10 protein-coding genes, 1 tRNA gene and 1 pseudogene are annotated in these 13,736 nt (G+C 51.1%); 6 read left to right on the top strand and 6 right to left on the bottom strand.

Annotated elements, in window-relative coordinates:
* Positions 1–289: 289 nt before the first annotated feature.
* Positions 290–2,428 (bottom strand): DNA topoisomerase 3, encoded by a 2,139-nt coding sequence (locus ACI32D_RS00970; RefSeq protein WP_439774805.1) that lies wholly within the window; start codon positions 2,426–2,428, stop codon positions 290–292.
* Between the two features lie 189 nt (positions 2,429–2,617).
* Positions 2,618–2,691: transfer RNA gene (locus ACI32D_RS00965), tRNA-Arg, on the bottom strand.
* Positions 2,692–2,923: 232 nt separating this feature from the next.
* Here ACI32D_RS00965 and ACI32D_RS00960 point away from each other — a divergent pair.
* The 4 genes from ACI32D_RS00960 (at position 2,924) to cysK (ending at position 8,864) form a co-directional block, all read left to right on the top strand.
* A complete protein-coding gene (locus ACI32D_RS00960; protein WP_439774804.1) occupies positions 2,924–5,302 on the top strand; it encodes a Xaa-Pro dipeptidyl-peptidase in 2,379 nt (792 codons plus the stop codon).
* A gap of 112 nt (positions 5,303–5,414) precedes the next feature.
* Positions 5,415–6,797, top strand: coding sequence for an MFS transporter (locus ACI32D_RS00955; RefSeq protein WP_439774803.1), 1,383 nt, complete (start codon positions 5,415–5,417; stop codon positions 6,795–6,797).
* Positions 6,798–7,125: 328 nt separating this feature from the next.
* Complete coding sequence (locus ACI32D_RS00950) at positions 7,126–7,908, top strand: homoserine O-succinyltransferase (protein ID WP_439774802.1); 783 nt, start codon at positions 7,126–7,128, stop codon at positions 7,906–7,908.
* A 32-nt stretch (positions 7,909–7,940) separates the two neighbouring features.
* The gene (gene cysK, locus ACI32D_RS00945; protein WP_439774801.1) at positions 7,941–8,864 is read left to right on the top strand and encodes a cysteine synthase A; all 924 of its coding nucleotides are present in this window, start codon (positions 7,941–7,943) and stop codon (positions 8,862–8,864) included.
* Positions 8,865–9,039: 175 nt separating this feature from the next.
* On the opposite strand, the gene add is transcribed toward cysK, so the two are convergent.
* From add to ACI32D_RS00930, 3 genes are all read right to left on the bottom strand, one after another.
* The gene (add, locus tag ACI32D_RS00940) at positions 9,040–10,032 is read right to left on the bottom strand and encodes an adenosine deaminase (protein ID WP_439774800.1); all 993 of its coding nucleotides are present in this window, start codon (positions 10,030–10,032) and stop codon (positions 9,040–9,042) included.
* A 216-nt stretch (positions 10,033–10,248) separates the two neighbouring features.
* Positions 10,249–10,590 carry an HIRAN domain-containing protein gene (locus tag ACI32D_RS00935; protein WP_439774799.1) on the bottom strand — a complete coding sequence of 114 codons (342 nt, stop codon included), beginning with the start codon at positions 10,588–10,590 and terminating at the stop codon, positions 10,249–10,251.
* 115 nt (positions 10,591–10,705) lie between these two features.
* Positions 10,706–11,728 (bottom strand): zinc-dependent alcohol dehydrogenase, encoded by a 1,023-nt coding sequence (locus ACI32D_RS00930; RefSeq protein ID WP_439774798.1) that lies wholly within the window; start codon positions 11,726–11,728, stop codon positions 10,706–10,708.
* A gap of 109 nt (positions 11,729–11,837) precedes the next feature.
* Here ACI32D_RS00930 and ACI32D_RS00925 point away from each other — a divergent pair, with 109 nt between their 5' ends.
* Both ACI32D_RS00925 and ACI32D_RS00920 read left to right on the top strand, forming a co-directional pair.
* Complete coding sequence (locus ACI32D_RS00925; protein ID WP_439774797.1) at positions 11,838–12,380, top strand: TetR-like C-terminal domain-containing protein; 543 nt, start codon at positions 11,838–11,840, stop codon at positions 12,378–12,380.
* An 81-nt stretch (positions 12,381–12,461) separates the two neighbouring features.
* Positions 12,462–13,391, top strand: coding sequence for a DegV family protein (locus ACI32D_RS00920; protein ID WP_439774796.1), 930 nt, complete (start codon positions 12,462–12,464; stop codon positions 13,389–13,391).
* 87 nt (positions 13,392–13,478) lie between these two features.
* Here the strand turns inward: ACI32D_RS00920 and ACI32D_RS00915 are convergent.
* A pseudogene (locus ACI32D_RS00915) lies at positions 13,479–13,736 on the bottom strand (5-methyltetrahydrofolate--homocysteine methyltransferase); the annotation flags it as partial.

Raw genomic sequence — 13,736 nt, 5'->3', positions numbered from 1 at the left:
TATTCGCTCATCGTTTCTTCCTTCCAATCTTTCGATATAGATATTATATCAAGAACTGGTAAGAAACATTGCTATTTAGCATTGGATAAAATGAATAATTTTTAGCAATCACACCCTTCATTATCTAAAGATACAAAACTCATAATTCTATTATTAACAAAAAGCACCCAGATAATTTACACTTTTATCAATAAATGCCTTTTCATACTTTACCACAGTTTTCGAGCCCTATTTCATTTGTAACGAAATTGTTAACTCATTTTAAAAAATATTGCTTTCTTGCTAAAAATCAGTCAAAAGCCAAAGAGAGTTTGTCCCCTTCCAGCTGCAGCTTGGCTGAATACCGCTGCCCGCTCTTTTTAGAGACAAAGCCGTCCAGCTTGTCGGTCTTGCCCTTGCTGATCAAGGTCTTGACGATCCGCTTGCCCATGTTCTTGCCGGCAAATTTCTTGGGCAGGGTAAAGTGGCAGCCGCCCCGGTAATTACTGCAGCCGTAAAACTTGCCTTTGTCAGTAATTTCGCCTTTCTTGCAGACCGGACAAGGCCCGATTGCCGCGGCTTTGGCCTGCCGGGTCTGGGCTTCTTCCTGCAAGCCTTGGTCGACCTGGATCTTGCCTGGCACTTCCATGATCATCTTCGAAATAAATTTCTTGATCTGCCCTAAAAAGTTATCCTGGCTCCGTTCTTTAGCCCCAACTTGCTTTAAGGCCTTTTCCCACTGAGCCGTCATCTGCGCGCTGACTAAAAGCGGCTCTGCTTCGGCCGCCTTGCAAAGAATAGTCCCTTCCGGGGTGACCGACAGCTTGTTTTGCCGGCTCTGCATGTAGCCCCGCTTCTTCAAAATTTCAATGGTGCTGGCCCGGGTGGCTTCCGTCCCGATCCCTTCAACATCCTTTAAAATGGCCTGGGCTTCTTCATCGTCCAGGGTCTTGCCCGCTGTCTTCATGGCCGTGATCAAGCTCCCTTCCGTAAATTTGGCCGGGGGCTTGGTCTCTTCTTCCTGCTCCTTCAATTTAGCCGTCAGTTCCTGGCCAGCTTCCAGAGGAGGCAGCTGGGCGTCTTTGACTGGCCCTTCCAGGATCTTCCAGCCCAGGTTCACAGTGACGTTACCGCTGGCTTTAAAAGTCAATTGGCCAACATCAATCAAAGCCGTTGTCTTCTCATAGACGTAGGCCTTTAAAAACATTTCCAAAGTCCGCCGCAGAACCAAATCATAGATCCGCCCTTCCAGCTTGGACATTTTCCCTAACTGCATCTGGCTGGGCACGGTCTTGGTCATGATGATGGCGTGGTGCTCCTGGACCTTGCTGGAGTCGACATAGCGCTTCTCCGCCTTTAAGGGTTTCATTTGCTCTTTGACTTCTGCAGAATTTGGCAAAAGCCCTTGGTAGCGGTCCAGGTTCTGGGCCAGATAAGCATACTCGTTGTCCGTAATATAGTTGCAGTCAGTCCGCGGGTAGCTTAAAAACTTGTTTTCATACAAATTCTGCACTGCCTGCAAAACCTGGCTGGCTGAAGCATGATAGCGGCGGTTGGCTTCCGTCTGCAGGCTGGACAAGGAGAAAAGGCGGGGGCTGGCCAGGCTCTTTTGCTCTTTCTCCACCTTGGCCACCCGACCAGTCTGCTTGCCCAGGCTCCCGCCTTTAGCCAGCAAAAACTGCTCCAGTTCCGCCGGACTCTTGAATTTCGTTTCCGGCAGCAAGCGGCCGGTAAATTTCTTTCTTCCCTGCCAAAAATCGGCCGTAAGCAGCCAGTACTTCTCTGGCTTAAAATTGGCAATCTCCTGGTCGCGCTTGTAGACCATATACAAAGTCGGCGTCTGCACCCGGCCGATTGAATAGGTCCCCTTGATCCCCTGCTTTCTTAAAAGCAAGGTAAATAAGGGACTGCCGTTCATCCCGACCAGCCAGTCGCTGATCTGCCGGGTCTGGGCTTCCTTATAGCGGTAGTAGTAGTCCCAGCCTGGCCGCAAGTTCTGGAAGCCTTCCCTGATCGCGGCTTTTTCCAAAGAGTTGATCCAGAGGCGGAAGAGGCGCTTTTGTTTCAAGTCGATCCCTGCCTGCCGCATGATGGACCAGGCAATATTTTCCCCTTCCCGGTCACTGTCAGTGGCAATCACGATCGTATCTGCCCGCTTGAGCAAATTAGCGACAATATTGAACTGCTTCTTCTTGTCCCGGGGGACCAGGTACTTGTACTGGTCCGGAAAAATCGGCAGCTTCTTTAAAGACCAGCGCTTGTAGCTGGCGTCATAGGCTTCCGGCAGGGCCATTTCCACCAGGTGGCCAAAGCCATAGGTGATCACCGTACCTGCCGGCAAAATAGGGTCAGCCACCTTAATCTGCCCCTCCCCCTTCTGGCTCTGGGCAAAAGCTGCCGCGTATGCCCTAGCCTGGCTGGGCTTCTCTGCTAAAATTACCGTCGTCATTACATTTCCTGCCTTGTGTAAAAAAATCGTGAGCAAATAAAAAGGCCCCGGCCAAGCGGCCAGGATTGCTCGAACAAATGTTTATTATTTATTCCATTATAGTTTACTTTTGCCAGCTTGGCAAATTTTATGCGAATATAACAAAAAAATCACCGAGGCAAGCCTCAGTGATTTCTCTGGTTGCAATCATGATTCGGGTGAGATTCGAACTCACGACCCACGGTTTAGAAGACCGTTGCTCTATCCAGCTGAGCTACCGAACCGTTATGCTCCGACGCAACAAATTAAGTATATTAGACCAGGGATAAATTGTCAAACATATTTTGGAAAAAAGTTGCTTTTTTTCTTGACCATTTTTCCCTTGACAAAAAGGAAGCGGTTTGCTTGCATTAACTTGAGAACTTGCTTAAAAAACAGCTAAAAAACTGGATAAAGCAAAAAAGATTCCATAACCCATAGATGTAAAGATACAAAGTTATAAAGATGAGGTAAAGCATGAAATACAATCAATATGCCTACGTTGAAACCAGTCCGGAAAAGGCTGCTGAGGAGCTGCTGGCGATCAACTTTTTGCCGGAAAACTACTCTTCCCTTTCCTTTAGTGAGCTCCTGGCCGTCTTAACCGGCAATGTCCTGGCTGAAGCCACGACCCGCCAGGCTAAGGACGCTAAATTGGCGGAATTTGCCGTGGATGACCAAACTGACCTGGCCGCCTTTCTCTTGAACACGCCAACTGCCATCACCGCCAGCCAGTTTGCCAATGTTGCCCTGCAGCTGTTAGGCTACCACCCAAACTACGACTACAGTCTGACTGATCCTCTTTCTTGCGGGAAAAAGCATGCCCTGCCAGCCTTTAAAGATTTGACCAATAAGGAAGACTTGATTTTTGCCTTCTACCGCCTGCTCAACACCCGGAGCAAAAACGGGCAGATCATTTTAGACGTCATGGCCGGCAAGGGCTACTTCACCCAGTTCTGGGGAGAAGGCAAGTTTATGTTCTTTAATGGCAAGTCCCTGCCAGTTTTTGACACCAGCCAGGTCATCCGCGAAGTCGTTTACGTGCAAAGCGACCTGGACACGGATGGAGACGGGGAAGGCGACCTTTTGCCAGTCACGGTCTTCCGGCCTGTTGAAAGCCAGGACCAGCTGAAAGTTCCAGCCCTTTACACGGCTTCACCATACTTTGGCGGGATCATCGACAATGTCAAGACTAACCACAATGTTGACGAGAACCTGACTGACGCGACCACTTGGACCAATCCTAAGTACGTGGCCAAGCCCTTAGTTAAAAGTCCTGCCCCAAGCGACCAGGACGTGCCAGCGACAGAACTGGCAACCGGCCAGTCTTCATATGGCTTAAACGAATACCTCCTGGCCCGGGGCTTTGCCTCCGTCTTCTCCGGGGCCATCGGCAACCGGCACGGGGACGGGATCCGGATCACCGGGTCACCGGAAGAAACCATCTCCCAAAAAGAAGTCATCGAATGGCTGACTGGGGACCGGGTAGCCTATACCGACCGGACCCGCCGCTTTGAAACCAAGGCCAGCTGGTGCAGCGGCAATGTCGGCATGACTGGCCGCTCTTACCTGGGCACTTTGCAGATTGCCATCGCAACAACCGGGGTCAAGGGGCTGAAGACGGTGGTTTCTGAAGCCGCTATTTCCTCATGGTATGACTACTACCGGGAACACGGCCTGGTTGTCGCGCCAGGCGAATGCCAGGGCGAAGACATGGACAAGCTGGCCGAAGTCTGCCAATCCAACCTCTGGGATGGGGGCAATTTCACCGCCAAAAAGGCTTATGAAGCAGAACAGGCAGAACTTTTTGCTGGCCAGGACCGGGCAACTGGCCAATACTCTGACTTCTGGGAAGCCAGAAACTACCGCCACCACGCTGATGGCATCAAGTGCTCCTGGATCTCCGTTCACGGCTTAAATGACTGGAACGTCAAGCCAAAGAACGTCTACAAGATCTGGCAAAAGGTCAAGCAGTTGCCAGTTGAATCCCGCCTCTTCCTCCACCAGGGTCCGCACTACAACATGAACAACCTGGTTTCCATCGACTTCACCGACCTCATGAACCTCTGGTTCGTCCACGAGCTTTTAGAAGTGGAAAACGGGGCTTATGAACAATGGCCAAAGGTCATGATCCAGGACAACCTGGAAGCCGACAAGTGGCATGAAGAAAACGACTGGGCCACCGACCTGGGCCAGGCCAGCCTCTATTCACCAACGGCTGACGGCGACCTGTCAACGGTTGAAAATGGCCAGGGCCAGCTGACCTTCACCGACCTAGGCGGGACAGAATTCAAGAAGGCCGGCATCAGCGAGACTGACTGGGAATACCAGTTTATCAGCGGGGAGGAAAAATGGGCCAAGGCCAGCCTCCGCTTTGAAAGCGAGGAATTCCTCCACCCGACTACCCTGGTCGGCCGGCCAAAGGTCCGGGTCCGGGTGGCGGCAAGCAAGACTGTCGGCCAATTGTCCGTTGCCCTGGTTGACCTGGGAACCCGGCAGCGGCTGACGCCAACGCCAAAGATTTTTGCCAGAGGAAACCAGCCCTTCGGCTTCCGCTTCGGGGCAGACTCCTTGCAGGAATTCGTCCCTGACAAGGCCACTAAGGCCAAGCTGATCACCAAGGCCCACATGAACCTGCAGAACTACCAGGACATGAAACAGCCAAGCAAGCTGGAAGCCGGCCAGTTCGTCGACCTGGAATTTGAACTGCAGCCGACTTACTACACTCTGCCTGCTGGCGCTAAATTGGGCCTCATCATCTACTCAACCGACCAAGGCATGACCAAGCGGCCACTGGAGAGCGAAGACTACACGGTCGACTTAGCCGGAACTGCCCTTTTGCTCTACCGGAAATAATTGCCTGGGCAAAAAATTACGAATTATGCTAGAATAGCTTTATCGAAAATATTTTTATAGGCTGTCGCGGAGCTACCGCTGACAGCCTTTTTGTGCTCTTAGAAAGGTTTTTATGGAAAAATCAAGCAAAGTCAACCTCGCTATTTTCAGCGCTGGGCTCATGACCTTCATCGGCATTCTGAATGAAACCTCCATGAACGTCGCCTACCCGCTTTTAGTCAAACAGTTCCACCAGCCCCTGGCAACCGTCCAGTGGATCACTACCGCCTATCTCTTGACGGTCACCATCGTCATGGGGACCACCGCCTACCTGCTCAAGCAGGTCCCGGCCCGCTGGCTGCATTTAGGAGCCGCCCTGGCCTTCATTTGCGGCTGCGTCATCTGCGCCTTAACTTCCAGTTTCCCGCTAATGCTGGCCGGCCGGATCATTCAAGGGATCGCTACCGGCTTTTCCACCCCGATCATGTTCCAGCTGATTTTCACCCAGGTCCCTAAAGAAAAACTAGGCCTCATGACCGGTTTTGCCGGCATGATCATCTCCTTTGCCCCGGCCTTGGGGCCAACTTATGGGGGCTTGGTCTTGACCATGGCCAGCTGGCGGATGATCTTCTGGCTGCTTTTGCCCCTGGCCTTAGTCAGCTTAATCGGCGGCCAGGTCTACATCCGCAACCAAGTTGCCCGGCAAAAGGGAAAATTTGACGCTCCTTCCCTGCTCTTGCTGGGTCTGGCCCTTTTTGCCATCATCTATGCCCTGTCTTTAATCGGGACCAGCAATCTGGCCTGGATCCTGCTTTTGGCCGGAGCAATCCTCTTTGCCTTCTTCCTTTTTGTCAACAAGCGCGGAGGCAGCCACCTGCTCAACCTGGCAATTTTTAAAGAAAAAACTGTCTGCCTGGCCGCTTTAACCTACTTCTGCCTGCAGCTGGTCAACATCGGCCTGTCTGTCGCCGTTCCCATCTATGCCCAGTACGCTTTGGCAGCCAGCAGCTTGATCAGCGGCCTGGTTCTTTTGCCAGGGTCCTGCGTCGGCGCGATCATCTCGCCTTTTGCCGGAAAAATGGCCGACAAGCGGGGCTTCAAGTTTCCGCTGACCCTTGGCGGCTGCCTCTTTCTCTTGGGCAACTGCCTGCTCTTAGTCCTGCAGCCCCTTTTAACCCCGGTCTTGATCGTTGTCTGCCATATCGTGATCCGGTCCGGCTTCAACTTGAGCTTTGCCAACACCATCTCCAATGCTTCAACTCTAGTTGAGCGAAAAAACGTAGCTGACGTCAATTCCTCTTTCAACATGATCCAGCAGTTTGCAGGTTCAGTCGGCGTCAGCCTGGCCACGGCCTTGATCTCCCTGGCCCAGAAAAACGGGCAAGGGACCTTGGCCCAAAGAAGCTACCAGGGCGGCAGATATGACTTCATCCTCTTCAGCTGCCTGGCCCTAGTAACCCTCCTGGCTATCTGGCGGAATTTCCGCCTGCAGGGCGGAAAAAATAAAGAAAATTAGTTTTCTGTAACTTTTTTCTAATTTTTCTTGTCAAAAGAAAAAATACCAGTTATACTTGCAGTAACTAATTTAGGAGGTAAGCCAAATGTTCAACAAGAATCTGTTCAACGTAAACATGACTGCTTGTTGTTGTGGATTGTGTCTTAAGCAATCCACTATTTGGCTTGGACTGGAAAGCTAGAAGCAGACCAGAATTCCAAAAATATCCAAATAACTTTGGTTGTTTAAGACGCGTAGAGCTCAGCTCACGCGTCTTTTTGTTTTCCCTGATTTCCCTGCTTTTATTAACTATTGACTGCTATTTTTTCAAAAAGGACTGACAAACAAGATGAACAAGAAAATCGGCATTCTCAACTTGATGCATGACAAAATCGATACTCAAAAGAGGTTCAGCTATGTCATCAAAGAGGCCAGCCCGGAAACTGACATCACTTACTTTTACCCCCAAAGCCACTATCTAAACCGGCCCTTGCCCGAAAACTGGCCGGCAGAGCCCTTAGATCTGGCAAAAGTTGCAAAGCTGGACGGCTTTATCGTCACCGGTGCTCCGATCGAGCAAATTCCTTTCACCGAGGTCGACTATTGGGAAGAACTAACCCGGCTCTTTGCCTTTTTAAAGGCTAAAAAGATTCCCCAGCTTTATGTCTGTTGGGGCGCCATGGCGGCTCTCTACTATTTCTACGGGATCGGCAAGCATCCCCTGCCGGAGAAGATTTTCGGCATCTACCCCCAGGAGATCCTGGCTCCCGCCCCCCTGTTAGATGGCCTGGTCACGGGTTTCCGTGCCCCGCACGCCCGCTATGCCGAGATGAACAGGAGCGAGATTGAGCAAGAAAAAGCCTTGACCATCAATGCCACTACTCCAGACGGCCATCTGACCCTGGTCACCGGACCTGGCCAGCAGGCCTTTCTCTTCAGCCACCTGGAGTACGGCCCCCAGGCTTTTAGCAAGGAATACCAGCGGGAATTATCCGCTAGAGGAGGTGATGACCGGAACCTAGCGAAACCGCAGCGGTATTTCGCGGATGAAGCCGCCATGTCCCTGCCCCAGTTCACCTGGGAGTCCACCCAGCAGCACTTTTTTAAAAATTGGCTGCAAAGCATCAGATAATTTTTATGAATAATTTTCAGGAGGAAAAAACTATGTCAACTGACCGCATTTACGGCAACATTTTGGAAACTATCGGCCACACCCCAATCGTTAAGTTAAACCGGGTCGTGCCAGAAGGAGCAGCCGACGTCTACGTCAAGCTGGAATTCTTCAACCCAGCCGGTTCTGTCAAGGACCGGATCGCCCTGGCCATGATTGAAAAAGCAGAAAAGGAAGGCAAGCTTAAGCCTGGCGACACTATCGTCGAACCAACTTCCGGCAACACCGGGATCGGCCTGTCAGCTGTGGCCAGTGCCAAGGGCTACCACTTGATCATCGCCATGCCGGAAACCATGAGCGAGGAAAGAAAGAAGATCATGCGGGCCTACGGGGCTGAGCTGCTCCTCACTCCAGGCAAGGACGGGATGCCGGGTTCTATCGCCTTGGCCGAAAAGCTGGTCAAGGAAAAGGGCTACTTCATGCCAATGCAGTTTGAAAACCCAGCCAACCCGGCAATCCACGAACTGACTACTGGTCAGGAAATCGTCAACGCTTTCGCAGGCGACCTGCCAGACGCTTTCGTGGCCGGAGTTGGTACTGGCGGCACCTTGACCGGGATTGGCCGGGCCTTGAAGAAGGCCGGCGACGTCAAGGTCTACGCCCTGGAGCCTGCGGAATCCCCGCTTTTGAAGGAAGGCAAGAAGGGGCCGCACAAGATCCAAGGTATCTCTGCCGGCTTCATTCCTAAGACTCTGGACCAGTCCATCTACGACGGGATTGTCGAAGTTTCCAGCGAGGAAGCCTTTGCAACGGCCAGAGAAGTTGCCCGCCTGGAAGGCTTTTTGCCAGGGATCTCTGCCGGGGCAAACATCCACGGGGCTATCGAACTGGCTAAAAAGCTGGGTGCCGGCAAGAAGGTGGTCACTGTAGCGCCGGACAATGGGGAACGCTACCTGTCAACTGCTCTGTACCAGTAAAATAGATACAAAAATAAACAATAGAATCAAAGAATCAAAACAACTGAAGCAAAACAACAGAATCATCTAATTTAGTACTTAACACCTTGCTTAACATCAACAACTAATCAAAAAAGACTGCATCCCTGGGGATGCAGTTTTCGTTTGCCTTCTATTTGCATTTATCGGTATCGGCTTATTCTTCCAGCAAGGACAGCAGCCGGTCTTTTTCCTCCTGGCTGGCAAAAGCTGCTCTAACCGAGTTCAAGTAGAGCTGCTTTTCTTCGGATTTAGTCAAGCCCTGCTCTTCCATGAGCTGGTATTCATGTGGCAGGTTGGTGGCTGAAACGGTCATGTTGTCGGTATTCAAGGTCACCCGCAAATTCTGCCCCAGCATGGAGCGGAGGGGATATTCCGCAATCCGGTCAAAAACCTTGGTGTTTAAGTTTGAGCTGGCGCAGCATTCAAGAGTAATGCCGTCTGCAGCTAACTGCTTAACCAGGCTTGGATCTTCTTGGCAGCGGATGCCGTGACCGATTCGCTTAGTTCCTAGAGCCAGAGCTTCTCTCATCGATTCTGGCCCCATCGCTTCGCCGGCATGGATGGTGTAAGGAATCCCCCATTCTTTGGCCTGCTGGAAAAAGGGCGCATACTTGCGGTTGGCTACTTCTTCATTTTCCGGGCCCGCCAAGTCCAAGCCGGCTACCCCCTTACCAAAGAAGTCTTTAGCTACTTTCACCGTTTCCCGGTTGGCTTCATCCTGGCCAACCAGCCGCATCAAGCAAAGCAGGAAGTTGGCGTGCAGGTCGTCACCTTCCTGCTCCTTTTGCCAGGCGTAAAAATCGTCTCTGCCGTCAAGAACTGCTTGAACAGCTTCTACCTGGGTCAAAGTTTCCGTGTGCCGCTGGGGGGCAAAGCGGATTTCCACGTAAACCAGGCCCTGGCCGCGCAATTCTTCCAAGAGTTCTCTGACAATCAAGCGGAGGTTTTCTGCCGTCTGCATCAAGGACAAGGGAAAGTCAAACTTTTCCAGGTATTCGTCCAGGTTGCGGCAGTCCGGGCTGACGGACAGTCTTTTTCGCAAGTCGGCTTCTGGCAGGCTTTTGCCTTCTTTAGCCAGCAGTTCACGGACGGTTTGGTATGGCACGGAGCCATCTAAGTGCAGGTGGAGGTCAATCAGTTTTTTCATGGTGTCTTTTACCCCTGTAAGAAAATAATTGTTACTATTCTAGCACCATTTCTGCTTTTTTAAAGGATATTTTTTGCAAAAAGCTTTTTAGCGATTGACACAAATTGGACGACTCTGACATATTGTTCGGAATTTGCTGAAATGCTTTTTCTTTTAAAAATTAAAATCCTGCTTGAAAGCAACATTGCTGTCTCAAGCAGGACTTTTCACGGCAAATTAATATTGTCTGCGTTTTTTATAAATCTTTTTAACTTTTTCAAAACCGGTCTCTTCCAGCTCGCAGACCAGCCCTTGCGGCAGGACGTAGAGCACCCGGCCTGTCGCTCCGTCGTCGATCAAGTCGTACAGGCGGCCGGCGCTGCGGCTTTCGCCCAAGACCGTGTAAGGGCTGTTGGCCACGTAGCCAATCTTGCCGAGAGCCCTGGCTTCAACCCGAATGGCTTCTTTGTCATACTTGTTGTCAGGTTCCTTGTACAAGGTCACCCGCATCCCAGGCTTGAAAACTTCCGTGCCATAATAGTGGTTGCATCCTGCCACGGTGAAAAAGATGTCTTCCATACTGTCGGCCTCCATTCGTGCATGTATAGTCAATAGTTAATTTTTACAAAAAATACTTCTACGTTAACTATAATCCTGCCATTTTCCGGTAGCAAGGGCTTTTTGAAAAGCTGTTTTAGTTTGGCTTAATAATGACGTTCAAGGCCCTGGTCGGGTCACTGGCCGTTTCTAATCCGGTCACGATCTGGTCCAAAGGATACTCCTGGGTGATAATTTTCTCCAAAGGCCACTTGCCGCTGGACATGATAGCAAAAACGTCCTTGACGTCTTCCGGGAAGTAGCCGCCGGAGCCGATTAGGCTCTGCTGGGCATAGGTCATGTGCAGCAAGTCTACCTGCCGGGGCTTGTTGTTGACGGCTACAGCCACGAAACGGCTGGAGATTTTGCCAAAGTCAAAGAAGTCGTCCAGGATGCTGGTTGCGCCGGCCGCGTCAACCCACTCATCGATGTCAGCCACTTCTCCTTTCAGTGACCGGTCCTGGCCAAAGTAGGCCTGTGCCTTTTCCCGCCAGTCTTCCTTGCCTGGGTTGCAGACCTCAAAGCCAAGTTCCTTGGCAATGTTTAAACGGAAGTCCGCCAGGTCACAGATCATGACCTTTTCCATGCCAAAATGTTTCAAGGCAACTGCCGCGGCAATGCCGATCGTGCCGGCACCGAAGACGATGCCGTGTTCTCCGGCCTGCGGGTTGCCTCGCCGGGCTGCTCTGGTGCCGACCGTGAATGGTTCAGTCAAGGCTGCCAGCCGGTCGCTGATGGCTGACGGGACCTTGTAGAAGGACCGGTTCAGCTTGGCTTTTGGCAAGAGCATGTACTGGGAAAAGCCACCCAAGGTACCTGCTCTTGAAATATCGTTCTTGGCCAAAAGCGGGTACGGGTAAATCCGGTCGCCCACCTGCACGTCCTTGACGTTCTCCCCGACCTTGACCACCCGGGAAACCGTCTCATGGCCAAACTCTCCGCCCGGTGTTACCTTGTGACCGGTGTTCGGGCCGTGCTGGTAAACAGCCACGTCCGTGCCGCAGATGCTGGAGTAGATGTTCTGCACCAGAATGTCGTCGCTGCCGCATTCATCAACTGGCAGTTCCTTGACTTCAACATGTTTTTGTCCGTAATAAATTGCTGCTTTCATTGTTTTCATAATTGATCACTCCTTTACTTATCAAGTTTATTTGCTTATGATAGTTTTGACAATCAGCAATTTTCCAATAAGTGTTGGAACTTTGGAGATCTAGTAAAGGATTTTTTTCATGAATACAAAAAACAACCAGCAGTTCCGCCGCAGCCAGGACTTGATGGAAAAGGCCCTCCTCACCCTGCTCAACGATCCAAAAAAGCCCAAAATCACCGTCAGCGCCATCGTCAAACAGGCTGGCATCAACCGGTCGACTTTTTACGCCCACTACCTGGACCTGCCAGACATGCTGGACAAGACCGAAAGCAAGCTGCGCCAGGATTTGATGGCTGACTATCCGCACTCCGTGCCCTTGAGCGAGCCGTCCTTCGTGCCCTTCCTCAACTTCATCAAGAAGCACCGGGACTTCTACGTTGCCATTTTGAAAACCAGAACGACCTTCCCCCTAAGGACCGAGCAGGAACAGCTTTTCAGCCTGGTGATCGATCCGCTTTGCGAAAAAAACGGTATGAAAGATGAAGACGTCTACGTGCTGATCGCCTTTCAGTCAGCCTTCACCATGATTCTGCGCTACTGGGTCGAAAACGGCTGCCAGGAGAGCCCGGAGGAAATGGCGCGGACGATTTACCAGACTCTGCCAGCCTGCCTGCAGCAATAATCTGCCAAACTTGCTCATTCATCCTATTTTAACTAAAATTAACGTAAAAGCATCTCTATTAAATTTGGGAGGAAAAATAACATGAAAATTGCTGTTCTGACTGACAGTTCTGCTTACTTGAGCAAGGAACAACAAGAGAAATACCACATTGACGTGGTGCCAATCCCCTTGATTTGGGACGGAAAAACCTATTACGACTTAGTTGACATCGGCTATGAAGAATTCTATGAAAAAATTTCCTCTAGCGAGACCCTGCCAACCACTTCCCAGCCAGCTTTGGGCCAGATCATGGAATTCGTTGACCGCTACGTAAAAGAGGGCTACACCGACGTAATTGTCTTGCCCCTGTCTAGCGGACTCTCCAGCTCTTACAGCACTCTGGTCAACTATGCCGCAGAAGAAGACAGAATCAAGATCCATCCATTTGACTGCCGCATTACCTGCGCGGGTCTGGCTGACTGCGCGATTTTGGCTGCTCGCTTGGCTAATGCCGGCGCGAGCGTTGACCTCATCATGAAAGACCTGGAAGACTTGCGCAAGACCATTGGCGTCCGTTTCTTGGTCGACAACCTGGCCCACCTTAAACGGACCGGCCGCTTGTCAAACGCCGCCAGTTTCATCGGTACTCTCTTGCACATTACGCCTATCCTAACCATGGACGTGCAAAAAACTGGCCATATCTCCGCCATCGCCAAGGAACGCCATTACAAACGGGCCTACAAGCATATCCAAGAGGACTTCCGCGATCTGACTGAAAACAAGGACTACCCAATCCAGGCTGCGATTTTGGATGCGGCTAGCCCTGAGCGCGGCAAAGAATGGCTAGACGACTACTGTAAGACTTTTCCAAAGGACAAGTTCTATCGGACAATCATCGGTCCAGTCGTTGGCGTTCACTGCGGGAAAAACACCATCGCCATCATCTGGTGTAGGGACTTAGACAGCTATTTTGACGAAAACGGCCAGCCCCTTGAAAACGTTGAATCAGCTGAAGTCGGTGAAAAGTTCTAGCTAATCCAAAACATGATAAGCAAAAATAAACTCCTGTGCATTAGCCTGCACAGGAGTTTTTGTCTGTCTTACTTAGTCAGTTTACTCTTATTCGCCCCAAACTTCGTCAGCGACTTCCTTGATGAACTTCAGCTTGTTCCATTCTTCTTCTTCAGTCAAGGTATTCCCTTCTTCAGTTGACGCAAAACCGCATTGCGGGCTGAGGCAGAGGTTTTCCAATGGCACGTAACCGCTGGCTTCCTTCAAGCGGGCGATAACCGCGTCCTTGTCTTCCAGCTTCCCGAACTTGGAAGTTACCAGGCCCAGGACGATCTTGACATTTTCCCGGCCGTTCCAGACCTGCTT

Origin of the sequence: Lactobacillus sp., assembly GCF_051873315.1 — a bacterium.
GTDB lineage: Bacteria > Bacillota > Bacilli > Lactobacillales > Lactobacillaceae > Lactobacillus.
This window is presented reverse-complemented; position numbering and strand designations above follow the sequence as displayed.

Bases quoted from the DNA above. Each gene is read 5' to 3' on its own strand.
- ACI32D_RS00970 (WP_439774805.1), bottom strand. From the start codon at position 2,428: ATGACGACGGTAATTTTAGCAGAGAAGCCCAGCCAGGCTAGGGCATAC.
- ACI32D_RS00960 (WP_439774804.1), top strand. From the start codon at position 2,924: ATGAAATACAATCAATATGCCTACGTTGAAACCAGTCCGGAAAAGGCT.
- ACI32D_RS00955 (WP_439774803.1), top strand. From the start codon at position 5,415: ATGGAAAAATCAAGCAAAGTCAACCTCGCTATTTTCAGCGCTGGGCTC.
- ACI32D_RS00950 (WP_439774802.1), top strand. From the start codon at position 7,126: ATGAACAAGAAAATCGGCATTCTCAACTTGATGCATGACAAAATCGAT.
- cysK (WP_439774801.1), top strand. From the start codon at position 7,941: ATGTCAACTGACCGCATTTACGGCAACATTTTGGAAACTATCGGCCAC.
- add (WP_439774800.1), bottom strand. From the start codon at position 10,032: ATGAAAAAACTGATTGACCTCCACCTGCACTTAGATGGCTCCGTGCCA.
- ACI32D_RS00935 (WP_439774799.1), bottom strand. From the start codon at position 10,590: ATGGAAGACATCTTTTTCACCGTGGCAGGATGCAACCACTATTATGGC.
- ACI32D_RS00930 (WP_439774798.1), bottom strand. From the start codon at position 11,728: ATGAAAACAATGAAAGCAGCAATTTATTACGGACAAAAACATGTTGAA.
- ACI32D_RS00925 (WP_439774797.1), top strand. From the start codon at position 11,838: ATGAATACAAAAAACAACCAGCAGTTCCGCCGCAGCCAGGACTTGATG.
- ACI32D_RS00920 (WP_439774796.1), top strand. From the start codon at position 12,462: ATGAAAATTGCTGTTCTGACTGACAGTTCTGCTTACTTGAGCAAGGAA.